This is a genomic window from Flavobacterium pallidum (assembly GCF_003097535.1).
GTDB classification, from domain to species: Bacteria; Bacteroidota; Bacteroidia; order Flavobacteriales; family Flavobacteriaceae; genus Flavobacterium; species Flavobacterium pallidum.
Map to the genome: position 1 here is coordinate 3,158,195 of NZ_CP029187.1, position 21,601 is coordinate 3,179,795.

The window sequence follows — 21,601 nt, forward strand, 5'->3', positions numbered from 1 at the left end:
TCCCGAAATTCCGGGGCAGTTGCAAATGCCACAACGTGTGAGCCTGGTGCAGCAAACTGCCGGACTTTATGTACCATATTATGAAAAACGAACGTCTGACATTACGACCAAAACTTGGAAAAACGATTCTATTGCTAATTGCAAGCCTGGCTTTTAGTATAGGCGGTTTTTTCATGATAAATGAAAAGTCAGGTTTAGGATGGTTTGGAATTGTATTTTTTGGGCTATGTTCCTTAGTATTTATTATACAAATGGTTCCAGGTTCAACAGAATTAACTTTGTCAGGCGAGGGTTTTGAAATGACAAGTTTGTTCCGTAAAAATTTGATAAAATGGAAAGATGTAAAGACATTCGAGGTTGGTAATATACTCCGAAATAAGACTGTTATGTTTGATTATGTTGATCAACATAATGAGTACAATACAGGTAAATCCGTAGCGAAAAGATTATCTGGGAGTCATGCCGCGCTTCCGACAACTTATGGACTTAAGGCCGATGAATTATTAGACATTATGAATACGTGGAAAAATAAATACGGTGCATAACAGCATTCTCTCCGAAAATATGAAAAAAGAAAAATTAAAAAAACTGCCTCATTTCATTTCAGGTGGTATGATATTGTTACACAGTGTAGAGCGGTTTGAAATGAACCATAATTCATACCTGATATTTCTTTTTGCAGGAATCGTATTCATGAGTGTTGCAGTGCTGCATAAAAAGATTTCCAAAAAATTTCCTTTGGTCGACATTACATTTTACGCACTGGAAGGTATTTTGTCATTTGTTATCGCCTTCGAGTATTGGGAGGCAGGAAAGACGGGTTTACCCATTCCCTACATCATTGCTGGACTCTTCCAAATGTTTGCGATTTATAAATTTGCTTTAAGGGCAAAAAAAAGTGTCATTTAAAAAATTCAAACTACAGCAAACGGCGTTTCAATAACCCCAAATAATGGTCAGACGAGCGCGTCAGTCAGGAACTGCCTCCCCACCCTGCCTCTTTAAAATAACCTCCCGTAAACGTTGCTCATACGAATCGCCCCAATTGCCAATAGCTGCAATAACAGGGATAAGTGTCTTCCCAAAATCCGTTAGGCTATATTCTACTTTAGGTGGCACAACCGCATAAATAACCTTGCTAATCAGTTCGTGGTCTTCCAGCTCCTTCAATTGAATGGTCAATACCCTTCTTGATGCATCCGGGATCTTACGCTGCAATTCGCTCGGGCGTTTATGCCCCTGCTCGATAAACCATAACAGGCGGATTTTCCATTTGCCATAAAGCACTTCACCAACCAGGTCAAGGCCGCAATTCAGGTTTAAGGGGATTTTTCTTTCATACATACTACAAAGTTAAATCAATGTTGCAATTCGCGCAATAGGGGAAAAATTTCTCCCTATGCAATTCGATATTCCCTTATTGCCAGGAATTTATATACTTCACAACTTTGTACAAAAATAATACACAATGGAACAAACATTTAATTTCAACAATGAGTTATCGGGCAAAATCGCCCTGGTAACAGGAGGTACAAAAGGAGCCGGAAGGGCAATTGCAGAAAGGCTGCTTCAGGCAGGCGCAACAGTGGTAATTACCGCACGCAACGCACCCGGGCATGAAAACAGCAACATGCATTTTATTCCCGCCGATCTCAGTAAGCCCGAAGGCACGCAAAATGTAATCAGTGAAGTGTTATCCACTTACGGCAGGCTTGACATCCTGGTAAACAACCTGGGTTCGTCAACAACGCCAGCTGGCGGCTGTAAAGCATTATCTGATGATGATTGGGAATCCACCCTACAGGCCAACCTGCTCGCTCCGGTTCGGCTTGATCGAGGATTTTTACCGCAGATGATAGACCGTAAAGACGGAGTCATCATCCACATCGCGTCCATTCAGGGCAAGCTCCCGCTGTACGATTCTACGCTGCCTTATGCCGCCGCCAAAGCAGCACTGAGAAATTACAGCAAAAGCTTATCGAATGAAGTGACTCCTAAAGGAGTCCGCGTCCTGACGGTGTCCCCGGGATGGATCAATACCACCGCATCAACAGAATGGCTGGCAGAGATTGCACGAAATGCCAACAGTACCATCGAGGAAGCAAAAAAAGGGGTCATGGATGCCTTGGGCGGAATACCGTACGGCAGGCCTGCCCAACCTGAAGAAGTAGCGGAATTAGTGGGATTCCTCGTCTCGCCAAGAGCCAATTACCTCTCCGGGACCGAGTATGTAATCGATGGCGGCACCGTACCAACAATCTAATAACCTTTAAAATAATATTATGGATTTACCGCAAGTAATAGCCGACCTGGTCAACGCACAGAACAGCTTCGACAGTGTCGCTTATGCCAATTGTTTCTCTGAAACCGCAGTCGTGTCCGATGAAGGCAAAACACATAGCGGACGCCGCGAAATCGAAAGATGGATCGCTGAGGCAAACGAAAGATACAAATCAGTGATGAAACCCCTCGAATATACCGGGAATGGTAGTTTAGCTATTCTATCCGCCGAGGTTTCCGGTACATTTCCGGGAAGCCCCCTGGTCCTAAAATTCCATTTTGAGATCGTAGACGGGAAAATCAAATCTTTAAGTGTGACAGACTAAAATCTAAAAAGAGCGCCTGAAAATCAGGCGCTCTTTCTTTAAATATGAATTATTAATTAAAGGATATGGAAAGAATAATCTCAGCATTATAAATTAATAGTGATCAAGTAAAAATAATGCGCTGCGAAAAATGTAGCTTACACAATCCTGCAATTTGATTATATAATTTTAAAAACCATTGGTAATAAATTGGCAGTAAAACAGTATACTTCAAATTACATAAAACATCCCCGTTATGCTATAAAGTAAAGTATTGTGACAATCCGAAATTTGTAAAAAAGTTTGACGATGAAAACAATTATACTTACTAAGGTTCTGCCCGCTGCGTTCAATGGCGTGCATTACATTTCCACACTTGTCAGGGTGTATTACAGCTAATAGTTAAGCGCAAAAACCGGCAATGAACAAATCATTATTGATGTGTCCGTCACAAATTAATTGGCCAGGGTATTTCCGGCACACATTTTATAGAATTTGTTTTGCTTTGTTTAGTGGCACGAAAGTGCCGTTTTTTTTGCATTACATAATTTAAAAATGAGAATGTATCACGGAAATATCACATGGCTCGTTTTATATGTATCGCCTATCCTGAATAGGTAAATCATAAATCGGCTAGCGCTCCAGCCCATGCCCACAATGATAACAAAACAGTGCATCATCCCTATGATGATCCGCGCTGCAATTGGGGCACACTTGTGTGTTAGTGTCAGCTTCCCCTTTCTTTGACATGAATTCGGCTGTTACCAGCCCTGTAGGTACAGCAATAATGCCGTATCCAAGGATCATAATGACCATTGAAACAAACTGTCCAAAAGGAGTTTGTGGCGTGATGTCGCCAAAGCCAACGGTAGTAAGCGTCACAATGGTCCAATATACCGCTACCGGAATGCTTGTAAAGCCACTTTCAGCCCCTTCAATAATGTACATTACCGTACCAAGGATAATGCACAATACAACCACACTGAAAAGGAAGACGATGATCTTCATCCTCGATTTCTTCAATGCATCTGTCAACTGGTTTGAAGCGCCCACAAACTGTCCCAACTTTAGTATCCGGAAAATACGAAGCAGCCTTACCGCGCGTATTGAAACAAGGAAATGCAGGCCGGGAAATATCAGGTCGATGTACGCAGGAAGTGTGGCAAGCAAGTCCAGGATGCCCTGTACGCTTAGGATGTATTTCAAAGGCCTTTTTACTGCAATAATCCTGCCCAGGTATTCCAAAGTGAAGAATATGGTAATTACCCATTCGGTGATTTCAAGTGCAGTACCATAACGCGCCTGTATGGATACCACGCTTTCGAGCATTACCGCAGCGATGCTTATCAGGATCAGGAAAATCAGGATCAGGTCAAAGAGCTTGCCGGCAAAAGTATCGGCTTCATAAATGATTTCGTGGAACCGCTTACGGGCGTTATTTGTAATATTTTCTTCCAAGGCCTAGGGTGTTTGGTCATTAAATTTACGAAAAAAACCAAGATAGCGCGTATTTATAATCCGTGCCTAATATTAAACCTACCCATGATGGCTTTTCCACGAACGCTGTAATAATCAATAAGGATTTAAATTGGGCAATGAGGCTCCATAGGGAAATAAACAATGTAACTGTTTTAATCTCTATGCAATGGGATTTACGATGTAGGCCGGTGCGATCTGGATTTTCCGTGACTGTCTATGAAAAAATTCTCTCGTGTGCCTAAAAAGTTTAACCAGTCAATATGAATGACATGATTTATAATTTCCCGCATATCTCCGTAGTTAGGAACTTTCTGTAAATATAGGTCAGCCTTCAGTTTAAAGCATGTATTTACGATAATGTCGCTATTGGAAGTAGATATCATTACAACCGGTAAATTTTTGAATTTAAAATCGCGCCTGATTTCCTGAAGCAATTCCGCACCGTTCATTTCAGGCATATTAATATCCGTAAATACAATAACTGAAGTGTGATCCAAAGAATGTAGTGCTTCTAGTAACGCACTCGCCTTATCGAAGGTTATGGTCTTCCCTCCTAACGAGGTAACAATTTCCTCAAAAATACTTCTGTCATCCGGGTCATCGTCCACGTATAGGATAAGCTTTGTTGTTTTCAAATTATTTTATTTTACTTCGGTTAAGCTGGATATCAAAGTTGATAAACCGGACTAAAATACGATTTTAAACGACACTGGTTATACTAAACTTTCTAATGAAAAATAATATGGCGCGGATTTATAATTCGTGCCCAGCAGATATAAAAAAACCGATGGTGCGGAATTGCATCCCTTGTCCGCGGTGCGTAACAAAGCATCACCACCATGTCTCAATGGTCCTGGCAAATGTCCTTAAAAATCCCTCGAAATGAACATCTTCACAAAACTATTCAAACAACAAATCGAAAACTACTGCAAATTTTACGACTATTTACAAAAAAGAATAATTCATGTTCGAAAGACTTTACAACTCATAGCGACTTGTTTCGGCGGCCGCAAGCTCTGTTCAACCACACAAGCCACAACGGACGGAGCGAAGCTAATTGCTGCATACTTTGTAAAATAAACCACCTTTTTCCATAATTTCGTTCCTGCTGATAGTACTATGGCGATCAATAAAAGCAACAAAACAAAATCGGGATTAAAATGAAAAATGCAGATGAAAAAAATCCGCATCTGGGAGCACCATTTACACAGACATACTTTCATGGAACAAAAGCGAACCTGAAAATTGGCGATTTTATAGGAACTGGCTTTACCTCAAATTATGAAAACAGGAAATTAAGGCACGTATACGTAACATCCACATTAAACACCGCGTCATTAGGTGCCGAGTTGGCTACAGGCGATGCTCCCCCACGGATATATGTAGTTGAACCCACCGGCGAAATAGAAGACGACCCAAACGTAACAGATAAAAAATTTCCCGGCAATCCCACAATGTCTTACCGTTCTGAACATCCATTTAAAGTAATCGGGGAAGTGATTCTTTGGCAAGGCCGCAGCTCCGGAGAGATAAAGGCCATCAGGGACGGACTCGAGAAATTGAGGCAACTGGGTAAAAATATCATCCTGGACTAAGCATTGAGTTGAAGACAGAATATCATCAATCCTTTACAAATCTCCCGTTCCAATCCCCAAAATTACTTTGGATCATTATGATATAAGTTCCCTTGATTAATGAACTGACATCAATGGATAGATTTGATGATGAAATCTTTTTTTGATTATCCATCAACACGGTTTGCCCAAGCAGATTAATAATCTTCATTTTATTTATGGTGACATCTATATTCTTTGGAAGCCCAATCATCAGGTCGCTTTCCGCAGGATTAGGATACATTGTAATATTATGCTTTAAGGTAGTCTGCTGGTTTACACCCAGGCAATTTACCGATAGGGCAATTGGCATTGTTAGTGTTGCGCCGCATTCATTGCTCATGAAACAGGTATAGTTACCTGCATCTCCCACAGTTACATTATTGAGGCTTAGGATGCCCGAATTTTGCCCTGCAACAGCAGCACCGTCTTTCATCCACTGATAGCTCGTGGCATTGGTGTTCTGGATATTATACGTAAAGTTTTCTCCCGCACAGGCGTCAAATGTATTCACCGAAATTTCCTGGTAAGAGGGTTTACGGCAGATTTCGATAAGGTTCGAATTATTGATTGCATTGGTCAGGTCTCCTGTAAGAATTGGAATCGAAATACTGTTCGTATCATCATTCCAGCGGAATAAAGCGGCGTTTGGCATCGTGCCCATAAATTGTCCATTACTCGTCTTTAATAAAGAACTGGGATATCTGACAATATTGCCACTGCCAGCACTGAAATATTGCTTAACCTGAATCGTACCGGTAGTTGTTGCATATTCATATAGTGTACCTCGAAAATAGGTAGGGTTAGTATTGGGATTGCCGGGAGCTCTGCCACCTTCCTGGCACACGCCATAAAGCATTCCATTACCTCCATTGATCAGGGAAGTTGGCGTTCCGCCAATGGTTAATCCGTCAAAATCAACTTTCTTCGTGTAAGTATTGGTGCTGATGTTATATTCAAATAACACACCCGCTGCATTATAAGGCTCACCAAATTGATAGGTGTGGATCCCGCCATAAAGCGTTAAACCATTAAGGATACCGGGACTGGATTCTACCAGGCCTGATGGATAATTTCCTTCAAGGGATGCATTGCAGTCCTGCTCATGCACCACACTGAGCGTATTGGTGGTCATGTCAAATTTTATAATACAGCCATTCCACAGCGGTGTCGTTCCATTGATACAAAATCCATAACCTGCCGTACTGTAGAGATTCCCGTCATTGGCTTTGATAAATTCCGAAGTAATGGTGAGTAAGTTCAACGGCAATCTGTTGTAGAAAGTAGTCGTTTCAGTAGCAATATCATATTGATACATGATGTTCTGCGTAGCGCCGTACAATTTGCCCTGAATTGGCTCTATGACCCCAATGTAGGGAGTTGCCGGGTTATAATTTACATCCCCAATTTGAAAGTCATGCACTACCCTGTATTTATCCAGTACCGGGTCATACTCAAATAAAACACCTGCGGTGGCAGCGGACCCCTCCACTACAGAATTACCGCCGCTGAGCGTAGTCCCATACAATTTACCATTGCTCGCCAGGAACAACTTTCCCTTCGGCCTGTATCCTTGGATGGAGTCAAACTCATGTATAATCACAGCATTTTCACCATTAATATCATATTTGGTGATATTCCCGAAATAACCCTGCCCATATTCCTCACCAGTATTCACGCCCCATAATTCTTTTTGGGCATGGCAGGTCAAGAACGGGAAGAGTAAAAATAATTTTAGCAGCGTAATTTTTCTCATATTGTAATTTTTTAAGTTTTCTGCATTACTAAGTTTGTTTATGAAAGATTTTATCTGCCTGAATTAAAATAACCCCTCCTAAGAGGGGCTAAATGTGCTGTGCATGCTTATTCTTTAACGATTTTCCCGTCCAATATCAATGTTCCGGCAGCGTCCAGAATTTTGTAAATATAAATCCCTTTAGGAAACTTATCAATAGCAACTGATGAAGAAAGTTCTTTACTGCCTTCCATTTGTTTTCCATTCGTATCAAAAAAAGTGATCTGATAGTCCTGTAGGTTATCACCTTCAAACTTTACGGTAGACCTTACTGGGTTGGAAACTAATTTTATAGCCTGCGTTGCATTTCTCATGGTAATTGGAGGCGCGCATACTTCATGTAGAAAGCAGGTACGTGCCTGCGCAGGCCCAAATCCTGGAATGCTTATGGCATTAGTGCAATTCGGACAGGAATAATACTTTGCCGATGTGGTGCCATTCGATATGATTACGCCAAATGCCACAATTCTGTTAGCGGGTCCTTGCGCGTTCCCGTCGCATTTTTCCCAGAACTGAGGAGCAAATCCATATTCACTAGACAATGAACCATTAGAATATCGCCAGAACCACTGGTACGTTAAGCCAGGAGCGTTCAATCCGGAGCCGTTGATGAAAAATTGGTTAAACGTCCCTGAAAAAGGATCCGGACCAACACCCACAACCGGGTCATATCCGAAACAGGTAAACTTTGGTAACATGGTACCCGGATTGACGCCAGTGCCGCTAAAAGTACATTCATTACATCCATTCTCATTAAAATATGTAAGATTGACCGTAAATGGACCGGCGGCCAGGACCTGGATACTCACGGTATTGGCTGTATCGGAGCCCGTGATTCTGACATTACCCACTGTAGTATTGTCGCTTGACAGCGGATTACCGTTAATGTCCCAGTCGTAGCACTCTGCACATTGTGCTACGGCGCTTGTGGTGTATGTCACCGTAGTTCCTACATTTACAGTAGAAAGCCCATTAATACACGATTGAGAATAGCCGATCATGCTGAAAAAACATAAGGCCGCAAAAGTTATTTTTTTCATAATAAATTGAATTTGTTTTGCCTACTATCGTATGGTTCCTGTTCGGCTAATTTCCCCCTTAATGCGTCCTGCAGTGACACTTGCGAAATTAGCGGTATAAAAAATGCCGGCACGCTTCAATTTTCACACCAATTGTTAATTTTTACTTGAAGCAGGGATGATTTGAAACACTTTTGGGAAATTTTAAATAAGGTATGCATTAGAAAAAAATTACATAACTGAAGGATTATAAAACAGGTTCGATAAAGGTGGCAGCGTAAAACGTTGCAGGCAAAATTAGACCTTAGATAAGTCCCGCCTCTCTTGCCTTCGCCACGATTTCTTCGTCACCGCCGCTATCGATCCCAAAGTAAATCCTGATCTGGGCTTTACGCCTGCTAATAGCACTTCTGGACAGACCCAGGGTTTTGGTAATCGATTTCATACTAATCCCCTGCCCAAGCATCGTGATGATTTGCTGGTCGCAGCGGTCCAGATATCCGTTTCGTGAATTCATTTCCTTCATTGCGGATTTCACAGTGTTACTGTAAAATATCTCCCCTTCGTAAATACGCGAAAATACGTCAATAAGCTGTTCAACAGTAAAGTCGCTTTTTACCAGTAGGCCTTCAGGATGATAATCTTTGATCATATTGAAAAGTGTAAAAGCTTCTGCATGAGTGGTCATTATGAGCAATTTGCTGTGGGGAAGATGGTTTCTCACCAATCTTGCAAGATCTTCCCCTGACATGATATTTTTTTCCTTGTACGGAGGCAGGCTCCTGTCAAGGAATATCATATCAAAATCCTCTGTTTCTGACTGCACGATAATTTCATATGCCGATTGACAATCGTATGCCTCCGTTACCATAAAGTCGAACTTAGGCTCGCTGCAGGATAAAATAGTTTTATAGGCATGGATCTGTGAAGGGTGGTCATCGATCATTAAAATTTTCATAGGTAAATTTTGGATAAGGTATTTGTGTGGGCCACCGCAGGAGCCTGATTACTATTTTTAAACCGGTAGCCCTGAAGGGTAATCGTAATACAAATTTCGCGATAACGATCCACACTATCATATGATGGATTGAGGAAGTGCTGAACCGACATTTTCATTCTTCATGCAAACACGGATTCAGCCACACCAGAATCTATCAATTGTTCAGACTCATAAATTTTGACGACTTACAATATTAAATAATTGCTTTTAAACAATGAGTATGATATCCCCACTTTTAAAGTAGTTTATCAATTACATAGCTTAAGCCTCTGAATAAATAATTCAAATCTAAAAAAGGCTTCTTTCAAAATCCTGTGGTTTATATATGAAAAAAGCTGATTAATAATGATGAGTCTTTAGATAGCTGTTTCTAAAAACGAATAATATCACATTGCTGCACGTTTCACAGTTCCTGTTTTCGTTTTTGTTTTTTATATTCGCAAACAACAACCGATTTATAATCCAACACCTCACGGTGACACGCAAACACCAAACACCTCTTCCCTACCGTAACAATGACTCCGAACACACTACTCTATTGCGGCGCGATAATCCTGATAGTTTATTTATTGGTCAAACAATTGCTGAAACAGTATAACGAAAGTAAGATTAACCGGCAAATCAATTCAAAACCTGTTTATTCACCGCCTGGTCCTGAAGAACAGGCAGCGCAGCGCGAAGCCTTGCAAAGGGCAATCAGGGATGAGCGCGACAACTATTATAACATTCTGTTCGCCGGCCAGGACTTCATCAATAAAAATACAACGGCTTTAGACCGGTTTATCATCAATGGTGAGATGAACCATAATGATCTATACAAACTGGCACAGTTAAACAGGATCAAAGTCGAAATGGGTAAAGGCTGGAATGAACTGGTATTACAATTAATGAGAGAGCTCGATCAGGCGGGTTGGAATCGCGAAGTGTCGTCAATAAAGGAGAAGTTTGGCGAACTGCGCTTTTATGCTTCAACGGACCACGAGGACATACTGGATAAATATACCGCTAAGTCCAAAACCATTTGTGAAATTTGCGGACGCCCCGGCAAATTTTTTACTGCAAACTCCTGGGATTATACAAGATGCGATGAGCACCGCCGGACATAATTTTTCTTCACACATGTGTTTTGCTGGGATTGCATTTAAAAGATGATATCGCTCACCATTCGATTAGCCAAAAATACTATCTTGCAAACCGCTAAAGCTACCCGTTGTGAAGTATTGTAAAATGGTATTGTTAGTGCTTTTTGCTGTTGTAATCAGCTGTAAGAAGCCATCTGTGCAGGGCGCCGTTTCACCGGCTCTCCGCGACAGTCTGGAACGCTTCCTTGCCGTCGCTTACGATGACAATCTGAAAAAAGAACTGCGTTTTACCAACAATATGCGGGCATTATCGATAGTTTCTAAAATGCCCAACGACTCCATGGCGCGCGTGTATTATTTCAAAATCGCGAACAGGTTCTGGAACATGGATGCCGAGCCATACTATGACAGCATCAACAGAATAATTTTGAAAAAGGCTCTCATGGCGCATGATGACCATGCCTTGGCAAAAGTCTATGATTACATGAGCGACAGCTTTAACCACAAGGGGATACAGGACAGCGCATACTATTATTTCTACAAATCGGAGCGAACATACACCCGTCTGAAAGACACCACCAATATGGCTATTGCGATCCTGGGCAAGGCGGTAAACCAATACAAGGCTTATGATTTCATCGGTACACAGAAAAACGTATACAAAGCAATTAGATTAATCGGCAACCCAAAAGAAGCACAGGATAAAGTCACATTGATTGCCGGTTACAACCTGTTAGGCTGCATCAACGACGACCTTTCCAATTACAATAGATCGATTGATTATTACAAACGTTGCGAGGCCATCGGTAAAACTTTAAAGGACACCGCAAGGTACCACTACCACGCTTTCTTTACAAATAATATTGGCTGCGCTTACCAGAATGCGGAAGACAATCCAAAAGCAAAGCCTTACTTCGCAGAGGCGCTGAAGGATTCATTGCTCTTCGTGGAAATGCCGGTCACGTATACACAGATATTGAACAACTACGCTTATGCGAAGTTAAGGACAGGTGATAAAGCAGGGCTGCCGGATCTTATGGAGAAAGCTGCACATCTGGCGGACAGCCTCAAATTATGGACCACATACAGCAGCGCCATGCTAAGCCTTTCAGAGTACCACCATGCCGGCGGGGACGTAATAAAGTCGCGCCATTTTGCAAAAGAGGCGTATACCGTTGCAAGGAACAATAAGGCGTTTCGGGAAATATTCGCATCTTTAAAACTATTGGCCAGGTTTGACCGGCCAAATGCCCACAACTATCTCAGCACTTTCATTCACATTAAAGACAGCCTGCAGCTGCTCGAGCGAAGGAACCCCGATAAATTTGCCAGAATCGAATATCAGGTAGACCAGTTTAAGCAAAAGGAACAACGCATCCTGGCCGACCGTGATAAGGCCAATCGTAAATTATCATTGCTGGTCGTGTTCATGGTGTTTCTGCTGCTCATTGCCGCAATATGCTATCTGGTGATCACACAACGGTCAAAAAACAGGTCGCTTCTGCATATACAGGAACAGCAACGGGCCAATGACGAGATTTATAAGCTTATGGCCGACCAGCAACAAAAGGTCGAGGAAGGCAAGCAATTGGAAAAGCGCCGCATATCCCATGAGTTGCATGACGGGGTAATGGGGCGCCTGTCAGCCATTCGCCTCAATCTATCCGTACTGACCAGGAAACCAGACGAAAACACGATCCCGGAATGCAGGACATACATCGATGAAATACAGGATGTGGAAAAGGAAATCAGGATTATAGCATACGACCTTGAAAAAAACCTTGTGTCAGGTACCGTAAACTTTGAAAAAGTGGTCAGGAACCTGTTCTCTGCCATTGAAGGCCATTCAGATGTTGTAATTTCGTTCGTGACTGACGGAAATATTGATTGGGAATCAATACACAATAATACTAAGATGGAAATTTACAGGATACTACAGGAAGCGTTAAATAATATTGACAAATCTTCGCAGGCAAAAACAGTTGAAGTCGGAATGCAAAAGCATGGCAATGAAGTAGTAATCAGCGTTAGCGATGATGGCTTAGGATTCGACAGCAAGTCTGTAAAACATGGTATCGGACTGAAAAGCATGGCATCCCGGGCAAAGGCCATAAACGGAAAGTTGGACGTTACTTCAAAACCGGGATCGGGCACCACGGTCAAACTTAACTTTAAAATTTAAGGTATATGAAAATCCTGATGATTGACGATCATCCCTCGCAACTCCATGCCTATAAGATGATATTGTCCTTAAATGAACAGAATCTTGCTATTGAAACCACAGAAGTTTATACTTGCGAGGCAGCTTATCCCTTAATTGTTAACGCCAGCCCCAATACGTTTTCATTTGTATTCCTTGACAGGAGCATGCCTGCCTATAAGGAAAAAAACATCAATTCCGGCGAGGATTTGGCAGCCATCATAAGATTATATCATCCGGGCACTAAGCTCGTGATGCTCACTTCACATGCAGAGTCATTCATTATCTATAACATCGTCAGGAACATTAACCCTGATGGACTTCTTGTCAAAAGTGATTTCGGTACCGATGAATTGCTTGATGCATTCACGGCAATACTAAACGGGAGCAGGTATCACAGCCAAACGGTAAGATCCTGCATGGACGAACTGCTTTTAAAAGAAGATTACCTCGATAGCTACGACAGGGAAATTGTGACGCTGTTAGGAGAAGGCGCGAAAATGAAAACCATGATGCAGCGGCTGAATTTGTCACGCAGTGCAATAGACAAACGTAAAGCCCAGATAAAAATCTACCTCGAAATTGAAAAAGGAGATGATGAAGCTATAGTACGCAAAGCCCGGGAAGCAGGATTAATTTAAAGGCACCGGGATGTCCGGATGATTCACGACTTTGAGTCTGAAACTATGAGCGTTTTAAAGGCAGGTCATCTATGTGGATATAATTGTTGCGCAGCGCATAGATCAAAACGCCGATAAAGTTTTTTGAACCTGTTTTCTCCATGATACTTTGGCGATGCGTTTCGATAGTGCTGTGTGCGACATTAAGTTTCCTCGCAATTTCAGTGCTGGTCATTTCATGCCCGATTAGCCTGATTACCTCAATCTCCCTTTTCGTAAATGTTGTTTCCCTGCCGGCAGGCTTTTGAGCCGCAATTTGTTCAGGATGATGATACCCCTTATTAAGCAGCAACAAATGCTCCAGTTCGGCAGGCACTGCACTTTCGGAAAAAAGTGTAGATATGGCTGCTTTAAGCTCAATAAGTATGATGCCCGGAGTAATAATACCGGTAGCACCCGCGGCAAAAAGGTTGGCCGCACTATCTATGGTGAAGGCATGATCGATAACGAGCAGTTTGGATGATGGTAAATTTCTTTTAACCATTTCACATACCGTCAAAGGAGATAACTCAGTATGATGAAGGTCCAGAACCACCACGTCTACCTGGCGCCCACGTAACTTATTCATAAGAAGCACATCCGGAGGTGCATCGACTACAGCCTGCATTTTTCCAAATAGGTTGATGGCAAGAAGTAAGCTCTTCCTGTGCAGCATCGAATCACCAATTATCCCGACTTTAATCATCATATTTTTAGTGCCTATTCAGCCAGCTAGAATTAATCTTCCATCAAATATGTAGGCAAATTTATTTGTATGCCAATTCGTGGCATTACACACTTTGTGTACATATTGTTAAAGTTTCTTCATGAAGCTTCGCGGCACCGTCATCCATATTCAAAAAACATAAGGTTTTATTGAGTTACAATTTTGATAATATTCTTCATCAATGATCGTCATGTAAACGGTAAGCTCTGTGCTGCAGGACGCAACATGCATCCTTGCCTTGAACCCGCTGAGCTGGTAAAACTATTTTTCCCATCAAGGAGACGAGTCGTTAAAAATCATGGTAAACCACTATTTTTTTCCCCCGGGTTTAGTCATAGTTTTGTCCGGTTCGTCGTGATATAGCGGTCTGTATAGTGATTGTAATAGCATAAAATTGAAAATTACGCACCGCGGCACACTTTGATCGTTTGTTCAACAATTCAAAATTTATAATATGAAGAAAATTTTATTTACGGTGGGGCTGATAGCTTTATCGATGACTACCCAGGCGCAATTAGGAGGATTAATTAAAAAAGCTAAAAAGAAAGCTGAATCAGCCGTTGAAAACGCTGCAACGGGTGACAAAGATGTTGTAAAAAGCACGAAAGAAACCGTCAATGGCGCATCATCTGCAAATGTAACCATGGGTGGCCGCAATGGAACATTACAATTGTTCACTGAAGAAGTTTTAGATTTTCCACAGTACAGGAATCACATCGGCGAAGTTTGCTTTTCACACCAGGATTTTGACAGGACCATCCCAGAAACTGCATACATTAAGTCTTTTAAACTAGGCGAAAAAGTGGCAGCCAGGTCCTGGTCAGCGCATTCAGTCGCTAACAGTATCATGCTCCAGCTTGAAGAGTACGGCATGAGCGTCAGTGATATAAACAAAGGAAGGAATGAGATTGGTGAAGGTGCTGCCGTATATGTTGTGATGTATCTTGACGGAAAACTTTTCATGTTTACAGGAAACGAGCCAGGCACTGACTTTGAAACAAACACAAAGATTCCGTCAGACAGGTTTGAGTTAAATGACGGCACATCGAAAGAGTTCTTCGGTGAATACCTGATGCAGGACCTTGCAAAAAGAACGGACCTTCTGACTTCAGGTACGCACAAGCTGAAATTCGAAGTAATGCCGCGATTGGTCAGCGTGCAATCCGGTTCTGATATACAATTTAAGCCGCTGGCTGTCGGGGAAATAGATCTGGTGGTACCTGAAGTCATTCCCACAGCCGAGAATTGCTTTCCCTACAAAGCGATATCCGATCCCGCACTGGAAGCTGAAGTACTCAAGCTGATGAAAAGCCGAAACCCAAATGCGATTAAAGTTATCATCAACACCACTATTAAAATTGAACGCATGGACAATGGCACCATCCTCAATAAAAATTTTATCGCAGCAATTGTAAGTAAAACTTCAGAAAAAGTGTGGTATGATGTCTACCGTTTCGACAAGTTGTATGATGGAACACAATATGGTGAAGTCGTGATTAGCAGTAACAGCGACAATTTTACATATCCCCGGGATTGGAGGATTAATAAGGAATGTTTAAAATTTTTAAAGTAAAAAACTGATTACAGGAAACGCCGGAACTCCGGCGTTTTTAATTAAATTTATTCCGCTTCTTTCGCTAAATTACATAACTTCAGGAACTCCGGGCGTCCAAAATTCAGGATTAGTGAACTTTCATTGTGGCAGTATATGCTGTTGGAACACTCTATTATTTCATCGCTCCGGATATCCTGTAATAATTTCAAAGAATGCTGTAAGTAACATGCGACTGTTTAGTTTGATATTTGGACTGCATTAAGCAAATATCCTAACAACGTTAAGCATGAAAATTTTAAAGACCCAGGTTTTACGGGGGCCAAATGTCTGGAGCAATTACAGGAACAGGTTGATACAGGTCCGGCTCGACCTGGAAGAAATGGAGGAATTCCCAACGGATAAGATTAAGGGATTTTGCAGCCGGCTGAAGTCTTTATTACCCAGTATGATTGAACACGAATGTTCCGAAGGCAAACGTGGCGGATTCTTTGAACGTGTTGAGCGCGGCACATGGCTCGGGCACGTTATGGAACATATTGCTCTTGAAATACAATCAATGGCGGGAATGGAAACGGGCTATGGGCGCACCCGAAGCACCAGTACCAAAGGTATTTACAACCTGGTCTTTACATATGAGGTTGAAGAAGCAGGGTTATATGCGGCACAGGCTGCATTTCGTATCATAAATGCCCTTTGCGATAACGAAACTTATGATTTGAAGGACGATATTACACAATTGAAATTTCTTAAACGCCGCTACGGCCTTGGCCCAAGCACGCTATCCATCGTGAAGGAAGCCGAAAAAAGGGGCATACCCTGGACCAGGTTGGGCAAAAACTCAAAAATACAACTGGGTTATGGCGTGAATCAAAAGCAGTTTCAGGCCACAATAACATGCAATACCGCAAATACCGCAGTAAATATCGCGGGTGACAAAGATGCTACTAAAAAACTATTGGCCAAAGCGATGGTCCCTGTAGCTGCAGGTGACGTATGTCAAACCATCGAAGGCTTAAATGATATCATTGACAGTATTGGATTCCCGATTGTGATTAAACCGCTTAACGGTAATCATGGTAAAGGTGCCACTATTGGTATAAATAATCCTGACGCTGCAATTGACGCATTTGCAGAAGCAAAAGTGTTTGGACGATATGTTGTCGTCGAGAAATTTGTTTCGGGATCTGATTTCAGGCTGCTGGTCATTGATGGTAAATTCGTTGCAGCTTCCAAACGCGTTCCGGCGCATGTCATCGGCGATGGAAAGTCGGATATATCCGATTTGATTGATCGGGTTAACAGCCAGCCCAACCGTGGAGAAGGACATGAAGCGGCACTAACAAAGATAACATGCGACCATGATACCGATAACCAGCTTCAAAAATATGGGTACACGCTACAGAGCATTCCGGCTGCAAATGAAATTATTTACCTCAAATCGACGGCAAATATCAGTACAGGAGGCACCGCAGAAGATGTGACCGATGAAATACATCCAGAAAATATATTCACAGCCGAACGCATTGCTAAGATTGTCGGACTTGATGTTTGTGGAATTGACATCATGGCCGCTAACATCACCGAGCCTTTGCGTAAAACCCAGGGTGTGGTGCTTGAGGTCAATGCAGCTCCGGGTTTCAGGATGCATCTCGAACCTTCCATCGGCAAACCACGCAACGTTGCAAAGGCTGTTGTAGATATGCTTTACCCTCCCGGGTCAGTAAGTACGGTGCCGTTATTTGCAGTGACAGGAACAAATGGTAAAACCACCACGACCAGGCTATTGGCACATATAGCAAAAACCGCAGGATACTGTCCGGGCTATACCACTACCGATGGCATTTATATCGGAGATTACAGGATACAGGAAGGTGATACTACGGGTCCGGTCAGTGGAAGTCTCATACTGTCAGATCCTACAATAGATTTTGCAGTTCTTGAAACAGCGCGTGGCGGATTGTTGCGTGGTGGGCTTTGCTTTGAACAATGTGATGTCGGGATCATTACTAATATACAGGAGGACCACCTGGGGCTAAACGATATTGAAGACCTGCGTGACCTCGCAAATGTAAAAGCTGTTGTTGCACGTAGTGTTAAGACCGATGGATGGGCAGTGTTGAATGCCGAGGATGAAAACTGTGTACGGATTGCAAACCAGATTGATTGCAATGTAGCCTTCTTCGCGTTTGATGAAGACCTTCCATTGATACAGCGCCGGATAAAAAGAGGTAGGCCTGTAGCAGTTCTTTCAGGAAATGATATAACCATTATCAAAGGCAGTGACAGGATTATCCTTGATTCGGTTTTCAATATTCCTCTTACTGAAAATGGACATTGCCGTTTTATGATTTCAAATGTCATGGCCGCAGCACTTGCTGCTTATTGTTATGGTTTGACTATTGAATTGATACGAGAAGCGCTGCATAGCTTCACTCCTGATTATGAAACCACCCCCGGCAGGATGAACCTGTTCGACATGGGTACTTACAAAGTACTGGTAGATTATGCACATAACCCGCACGGTTTAATGGCAATGAAAGATTATCTGTCTCATGTTGATGCTTCACGGAAAATAGGGATCATTGCAGGTATAGGTGACCGGCGTGAAGAAGATACTATTACCCTGGCTAAAATAGCAGCAGGTATGTTCGACCATATTATCGTACGTCAGGAACACAGCCTGCGGGGAAAGACGGTTGACGAAATCAATGCATTGGTAGTCAAAGGAATCCAATCTGCAGGAACCAAAACCACCTATGACCTTATACCCAATGAACCTGAAGCAATTGCATTTGCAATAAGAATGGCAGCACCAGGAGACTTGATAGTTGCCTTAAGCGATGGGCACCGAGAAGTGGTCGATATCATCCTTGAAGAGCAGGAATATATTAAATCAACCGCTGATCGACAATTACTTTATCCCGTGTAGTAGTTACGTTAATCCTACAATCTTACACAGCAATCTTATAAATTTTCCTTAGAAGTTCCGTTTAGTTTTGAAACTCATAATAAACCAACAAAACTATGGAAAATCTGCAGGATGAAAAACAGCGCGACCTGACGATAAATAAATCCGACGGGACCAACAAGTATCTGACTACCAATCAGGGCGTCAGTATCAATGATGACAATAATTCGCTGAAAGCAGGCGAACGCGGCCCTTCCCTACTTGAAGACTTTATCCTAAGGGAAAAAATCACGCATTTTGATCATGAGCGCATTCCGGAGCGGATAGTGCATGCCCGTGGCTCCGGCGCGCACGGTTTTTTTGAAGTGACAAATCCAATACCGCAATTCACCAAGGCTGGCTTTTTAAGCGAAACAGGAATTAAGACACCTGTGTTTACCAGATTTTCTACAGTAGCCGGTTCCCGCGGCTCAACGGACCTTGCAAGGGATGTACGCGGGTTCTCAGTAAAATTTTACACGCAGGAGGGTGTCTATGATTTGGTTGGCAATAATGTGCCGGTATTCTTTATACAGGACGCGATGAAATTCCCGGATTTGGTGCACGCCGTAAAGCCTGAACCGCATAACGAAATGCCCCAGGCAGCTTCTGCCCATGATACATTTTGGGATTTTATCTCATTGATGCCTGAATCCATGCACATGATCATGTGGGTGATGTCGGACCGCGCGATTCCAAGAAGCTATAGGATGATGGAAGGTTTCGGGGTACATACCTTCAGGTTAATCAATGATATCGGGGAAGCGACTTTTGTGAAATTTCACTGGAAGCCAAAGTTGGGTACGCATGCCGTTTTATGGGATGAGGCACAGAAAATATCCGGTAAGAATCCCGATTTCCACCGCGAGGATTTATGGGAGGCAATTGAAATGGGCAATTTCCCTGAATGGGAATTGGGCGTACAATTGATTCCGGTTGCAGACGAGAACAAATATGAATTTGACCTGTTGGATCCAACTAAACTGGTTCCGGAAGAATTGGTTCCCGTAACCATCGTAGGAAGGATGGTATTGAACAGGAATCCCGATAACTTCTTTGCCGAAACAGAACAGATTGCCTTTCATCCGGGGCATGTGGTTCCCGGAATCGACTTTTCAAACGATCCACTGCTTCAGGGACGCTTATTTTCCTATACCGATACGCAATTGTCAAGGCTGGGCAGCCCAAATTTTCATGAAATCCCAATTAACCGAAGCGTGGCACCGGTTCATAATAACCAGCGTGACGGGCAAATGCGGCAGGAAATCAACGTGGGCCGCGTGAGCTACCATCCAAATTCACTGGGTGGTGGCTGCCCATACCAGGCAGCTGTCGCACAGGGAGGTTTTTCCAGTTTTGAGGAACGCATCGACGCACACAAGATCAGGCAGCGCAGCGACAGCTTCTCGGATCATTTCAGTCAGGCAAAACTATTTTTCAACAGCCAGACCGATACCGAAAAAAGCCACATCGTGAAGGCACTTCGTTTTGAACTTGGTAAGGTAGAAACCATGGCCATCCGTGTCAGGATGCTCGGATTGCTGTCCCAGGTCGACCAGCAGCTGGCAGCAAAAGTTGCGGAAGGATTAGGGATGTCGGTTCCTCCGAAACCGGAAATGCCCATGAATCATGGCGTTTCACCTGAACAGGAAGCAACAGCATCTCAGGAGCCTAAGGCCGTTGAACAATCCGTTAGGGCATCAGATGCACTGACAATGCTCAGGAATCCGACCAATACACCAACTATCGCATCCCGGAAAGTAGCCATCATCTGCAATGACGGCGTTTCTGAATCCAGCGTAATGAATATGAAAAGCGCCTTGATCAAACAGGATGCCAAAGGCCTTGTGGTAGCACCTCATCTTGGCACTATTGTTACAGACACTGATGGTGCCATTGCTGTCGACTTCAGCTTCCTTACAGCATCCTCCGTACTGTTCGACGCGGTTTACATTGCAGATGGGCAAGGGCTAAATGAGCTGTCAGAAAATGAAGATGTACAGGAATTCCTCAACGATGCCTATAAGCACTGCAAGGTCATCGGGGCTGATGGTGAAGCGGTGGCACTTGTCAGTTCTGCTCCGTTCGCAGCCAAAATTACCAATGAGGATAATGGCCTTGTATTCAGCAGTGAACCCGGTTCGGCAGCATTTACGCAGGAATTTACGGCAGCGATGGCACAACACCGCTTCTGGGACAGGGAAGAAAATTTATTCAACTAATACACAAACATATGAAAACTTCAACAAAAAATAATGAGGCGAAAACACTCTCAAAAAAATCCGGTATAGTCGTAACGCCTGCTGCTGATGCCGCTACTGAATTAAGGGATTTCTTTATCGACAGCCTTAAAGATATATATTGGGCTGAAAATGCACTTGCGGGAGCACTACCGAAAATGGCGGCAAATGCCACTTCGGGTGCACTTGCGAGTACTATTATGGAACACCTGGCCATTACCGAAATACAGGTGGCAAGGCTTGAAAGGGTTTTTGAACTTATTGGTAAAAAAGCAGAAGGAAAGAAATGTGAAGCGATGGCAGGGCTGCTTAAGGAAGGCGACAGCATTTTGGAAGAAACCGCACCTGGCGCAGTTCGCGATGCTGGCATTATAGCGGCTTCGCAGAAGATTGAGCACTATGAGATCGCTACTTACGGTACGCTTTGCGCCTTCGCCAAAACCTTGGGCGAGAACGATTCAGCAAAACTATTAGCCCAGACACTTGCGGAAGAAAAAGAAGCTGACTGCCTGCTTAATGATTTGGCGTTAGCACTAGTCAATATTGTAGCTGCAGGATAGTTCATTTGAGACATACTTTTTTTATCTTTTATCGATTCCTAATAAATAAATCCAAATCCTAATACTGAAAGTTCGATAAGTGTAAATTGAACTCCATAAACTGAAAAAGCCCGTAAATCCAATATTTACGGGCTTTTGCA

Annotated in this window: 19 protein-coding genes; 12 read left to right on the forward strand and 7 right to left on the reverse strand. The window is 42.8% G+C overall.

Annotation, left to right across the window (positions count from 1 at the left end; all coding sequences use genetic code 11):
• Window positions 1-80: 80 nt before the first annotated feature.
• Together HYN49_RS13205 and HYN49_RS13210 are read left to right on the forward strand one after the other, a co-directional pair.
• Window positions 81-545 (forward strand): STM3941 family protein, encoded by a 465-nt coding sequence (locus HYN49_RS13205; RefSeq protein WP_108904552.1) that lies wholly within the window; start codon window positions 81-83, stop codon window positions 543-545.
• Window positions 546-564: 19 nt separating this feature from the next.
• On the forward strand, window positions 565-909 hold the full coding sequence (locus tag HYN49_RS13210) for a hypothetical protein (protein ID WP_146185107.1): 345 nt from the start codon (window positions 565-567) through the stop codon (window positions 907-909).
• Window positions 910-969: 60 nt separating this feature from the next.
• Here the strand turns inward: HYN49_RS13210 and HYN49_RS13215 are convergent, their stop codons facing one another.
• Window positions 970-1,344 carry a winged helix-turn-helix transcriptional regulator gene (locus HYN49_RS13215; protein WP_108904554.1) on the reverse strand — a complete coding sequence of 125 codons (375 nt, stop codon included), beginning with the start codon at window positions 1,342-1,344 and terminating at the stop codon, window positions 970-972.
• 124 nt (window positions 1,345-1,468) lie between these two features.
• Here HYN49_RS13215 and HYN49_RS13220 point away from each other — a divergent pair, with 124 nt between their 5' ends.
• Window positions 1,469-2,263 carry an SDR family oxidoreductase gene (locus tag HYN49_RS13220; RefSeq protein ID WP_108904555.1) on the forward strand — a complete coding sequence of 265 codons (795 nt, stop codon included), beginning with the start codon at window positions 1,469-1,471 and terminating at the stop codon, window positions 2,261-2,263.
• A gap of 19 nt (window positions 2,264-2,282) precedes the next feature.
• Window positions 2,283-2,606 (forward strand): nuclear transport factor 2 family protein, encoded by a 324-nt coding sequence (locus HYN49_RS13225; protein WP_108904556.1) that lies wholly within the window; start codon window positions 2,283-2,285, stop codon window positions 2,604-2,606.
• A gap of 612 nt (window positions 2,607-3,218) precedes the next feature.
• Here the strand turns inward: HYN49_RS13225 and HYN49_RS13230 are convergent.
• Window positions 3,219-4,043, reverse strand: coding sequence for an ion transporter (locus HYN49_RS13230; protein WP_108904557.1), 825 nt, complete (start codon window positions 4,041-4,043; stop codon window positions 3,219-3,221).
• Between the two features lie 194 nt (window positions 4,044-4,237).
• Entirely contained in the window at window positions 4,238-4,699 is a 462-nt protein-coding gene (locus HYN49_RS13235) for a response regulator (RefSeq protein ID WP_108904558.1), read from the reverse strand.
• A 525-nt stretch (window positions 4,700-5,224) separates the two neighbouring features.
• Here HYN49_RS13235 and arr point away from each other — a divergent pair.
• Window positions 5,225-5,659, forward strand: a complete 435-nt coding sequence (arr, locus tag HYN49_RS13240; protein ID WP_108904559.1) for an NAD(+)--rifampin ADP-ribosyltransferase — start codon at window positions 5,225-5,227, stop codon at window positions 5,657-5,659.
• Window positions 5,660-5,684: 25 nt separating this feature from the next.
• Here arr and HYN49_RS13245 read toward each other — a convergent pair whose 3' ends face one another.
• The 3 genes from HYN49_RS13245 to HYN49_RS13255 all read right to left on the reverse strand — a co-directional run bounded on the left by HYN49_RS13245 (window position 5,685) and on the right by HYN49_RS13255 (window position 9,449).
• Complete coding sequence (locus HYN49_RS13245) at window positions 5,685-7,433, reverse strand: choice-of-anchor tandem repeat GloVer-containing protein (protein ID WP_108904560.1); 1,749 nt, start codon at window positions 7,431-7,433, stop codon at window positions 5,685-5,687.
• 107 nt (window positions 7,434-7,540) lie between these two features.
• Window positions 7,541-8,512, reverse strand: a complete 972-nt coding sequence (locus HYN49_RS13250) for a T9SS type A sorting domain-containing protein (protein WP_108904561.1) — start codon at window positions 8,510-8,512, stop codon at window positions 7,541-7,543.
• Window positions 8,513-8,795: 283 nt separating this feature from the next.
• Window positions 8,796-9,449 carry a response regulator gene (locus HYN49_RS13255; protein ID WP_108904562.1) on the reverse strand — a complete coding sequence of 218 codons (654 nt, stop codon included), beginning with the start codon at window positions 9,447-9,449 and terminating at the stop codon, window positions 8,796-8,798.
• Between the two features lie 557 nt (window positions 9,450-10,006).
• On the opposite strand from HYN49_RS13255, the gene HYN49_RS13260 reads away from it, so the two are divergent.
• The 3 genes from HYN49_RS13260 (at window position 10,007) to HYN49_RS13270 (ending at window position 13,414) form a co-directional block, all read left to right on the forward strand.
• Window positions 10,007-10,597, forward strand: a complete 591-nt coding sequence (locus tag HYN49_RS13260; protein ID WP_146185108.1) for a hypothetical protein — start codon at window positions 10,007-10,009, stop codon at window positions 10,595-10,597.
• Window positions 10,598-10,703: 106 nt separating this feature from the next.
• Window positions 10,704-12,755, forward strand: a complete 2,052-nt coding sequence (locus HYN49_RS13265) for a tetratricopeptide repeat-containing sensor histidine kinase (protein ID WP_146185109.1) — start codon at window positions 10,704-10,706, stop codon at window positions 12,753-12,755.
• 5 nt (window positions 12,756-12,760) lie between these two features.
• On the forward strand, window positions 12,761-13,414 hold the full coding sequence (locus tag HYN49_RS13270) for a response regulator (RefSeq protein WP_108904565.1): 654 nt from the start codon (window positions 12,761-12,763) through the stop codon (window positions 13,412-13,414).
• A gap of 43 nt (window positions 13,415-13,457) precedes the next feature.
• On the opposite strand, the gene HYN49_RS13275 is transcribed toward HYN49_RS13270, so the two are convergent.
• Window positions 13,458-14,141, reverse strand: coding sequence for a response regulator transcription factor (locus tag HYN49_RS13275; protein ID WP_108904566.1), 684 nt, complete (start codon window positions 14,139-14,141; stop codon window positions 13,458-13,460).
• Between the two features lie 472 nt (window positions 14,142-14,613).
• Between HYN49_RS13275 and HYN49_RS13280 the strand changes: the two genes are divergently transcribed.
• From HYN49_RS13280 to HYN49_RS13295, 4 genes are all read left to right on the forward strand, one after another.
• Entirely contained in the window at window positions 14,614-15,732 is a 1,119-nt protein-coding gene (locus HYN49_RS13280) for a hypothetical protein (protein ID WP_108904567.1), read from the forward strand.
• Window positions 15,733-16,000: 268 nt separating this feature from the next.
• Window positions 16,001-18,643 carry a cyanophycin synthetase gene (gene cphA, locus HYN49_RS13285; RefSeq protein WP_108904568.1) on the forward strand — a complete coding sequence of 881 codons (2,643 nt, stop codon included), beginning with the start codon at window positions 16,001-16,003 and terminating at the stop codon, window positions 18,641-18,643.
• Between the two features lie 95 nt (window positions 18,644-18,738).
• The gene (locus HYN49_RS13290) at window positions 18,739-20,883 is read left to right on the forward strand and encodes a catalase (protein ID WP_108904569.1); all 2,145 of its coding nucleotides are present in this window, start codon (window positions 18,739-18,741) and stop codon (window positions 20,881-20,883) included.
• A gap of 11 nt (window positions 20,884-20,894) precedes the next feature.
• Entirely contained in the window at window positions 20,895-21,461 is a 567-nt protein-coding gene (locus HYN49_RS13295) for a YciE/YciF ferroxidase family protein (RefSeq protein ID WP_108904570.1), read from the forward strand.
• Window positions 21,462-21,601 lie beyond the last annotated feature (140 nt).

Bases quoted from the DNA above. Each gene is read 5' to 3' on its own strand.
- HYN49_RS13220 (WP_108904555.1), top strand. From the start codon at position 1,469: ATGGAACAAACATTTAATTTCAACAATGAGTTATCGGGCAAAATCGCC.
- HYN49_RS13205 (WP_108904552.1), top strand. From the start codon at position 81: ATGAAAAACGAACGTCTGACATTACGACCAAAACTTGGAAAAACGATT.
- cphA (WP_108904568.1), top strand. From the start codon at position 16,001: ATGAAAATTTTAAAGACCCAGGTTTTACGGGGGCCAAATGTCTGGAGC.
- HYN49_RS13270 (WP_108904565.1), top strand. From the start codon at position 12,761: ATGAAAATCCTGATGATTGACGATCATCCCTCGCAACTCCATGCCTAT.
- arr (WP_108904559.1), top strand. From the start codon at position 5,225: ATGAAAAATGCAGATGAAAAAAATCCGCATCTGGGAGCACCATTTACA.
- HYN49_RS13255 (WP_108904562.1), bottom strand. From the start codon at position 9,449: ATGAAAATTTTAATGATCGATGACCACCCTTCACAGATCCATGCCTAT.
- HYN49_RS13295 (WP_108904570.1), top strand. From the start codon at position 20,895: ATGAAAACTTCAACAAAAAATAATGAGGCGAAAACACTCTCAAAAAAA.
- HYN49_RS13210 (WP_146185107.1), top strand. From the start codon at position 565: ATGAAAAAAGAAAAATTAAAAAAACTGCCTCATTTCATTTCAGGTGGT.
- HYN49_RS13245 (WP_108904560.1), bottom strand. From the start codon at position 7,433: ATGAGAAAAATTACGCTGCTAAAATTATTTTTACTCTTCCCGTTCTTG.
- HYN49_RS13260 (WP_146185108.1), top strand. From the start codon at position 10,007: ATGACTCCGAACACACTACTCTATTGCGGCGCGATAATCCTGATAGTT.
- HYN49_RS13225 (WP_108904556.1), top strand. From the start codon at position 2,283: ATGGATTTACCGCAAGTAATAGCCGACCTGGTCAACGCACAGAACAGC.
- HYN49_RS13280 (WP_108904567.1), top strand. From the start codon at position 14,614: ATGAAGAAAATTTTATTTACGGTGGGGCTGATAGCTTTATCGATGACT.
- HYN49_RS13215 (WP_108904554.1), bottom strand. From the start codon at position 1,344: ATGTATGAAAGAAAAATCCCCTTAAACCTGAATTGCGGCCTTGACCTG.
- HYN49_RS13290 (WP_108904569.1), top strand. From the start codon at position 18,739: ATGGAAAATCTGCAGGATGAAAAACAGCGCGACCTGACGATAAATAAA.
- HYN49_RS13275 (WP_108904566.1), bottom strand. From the start codon at position 14,141: ATGATGATTAAAGTCGGGATAATTGGTGATTCGATGCTGCACAGGAAG.
- HYN49_RS13250 (WP_108904561.1), bottom strand. From the start codon at position 8,512: ATGAAAAAAATAACTTTTGCGGCCTTATGTTTTTTCAGCATGATCGGC.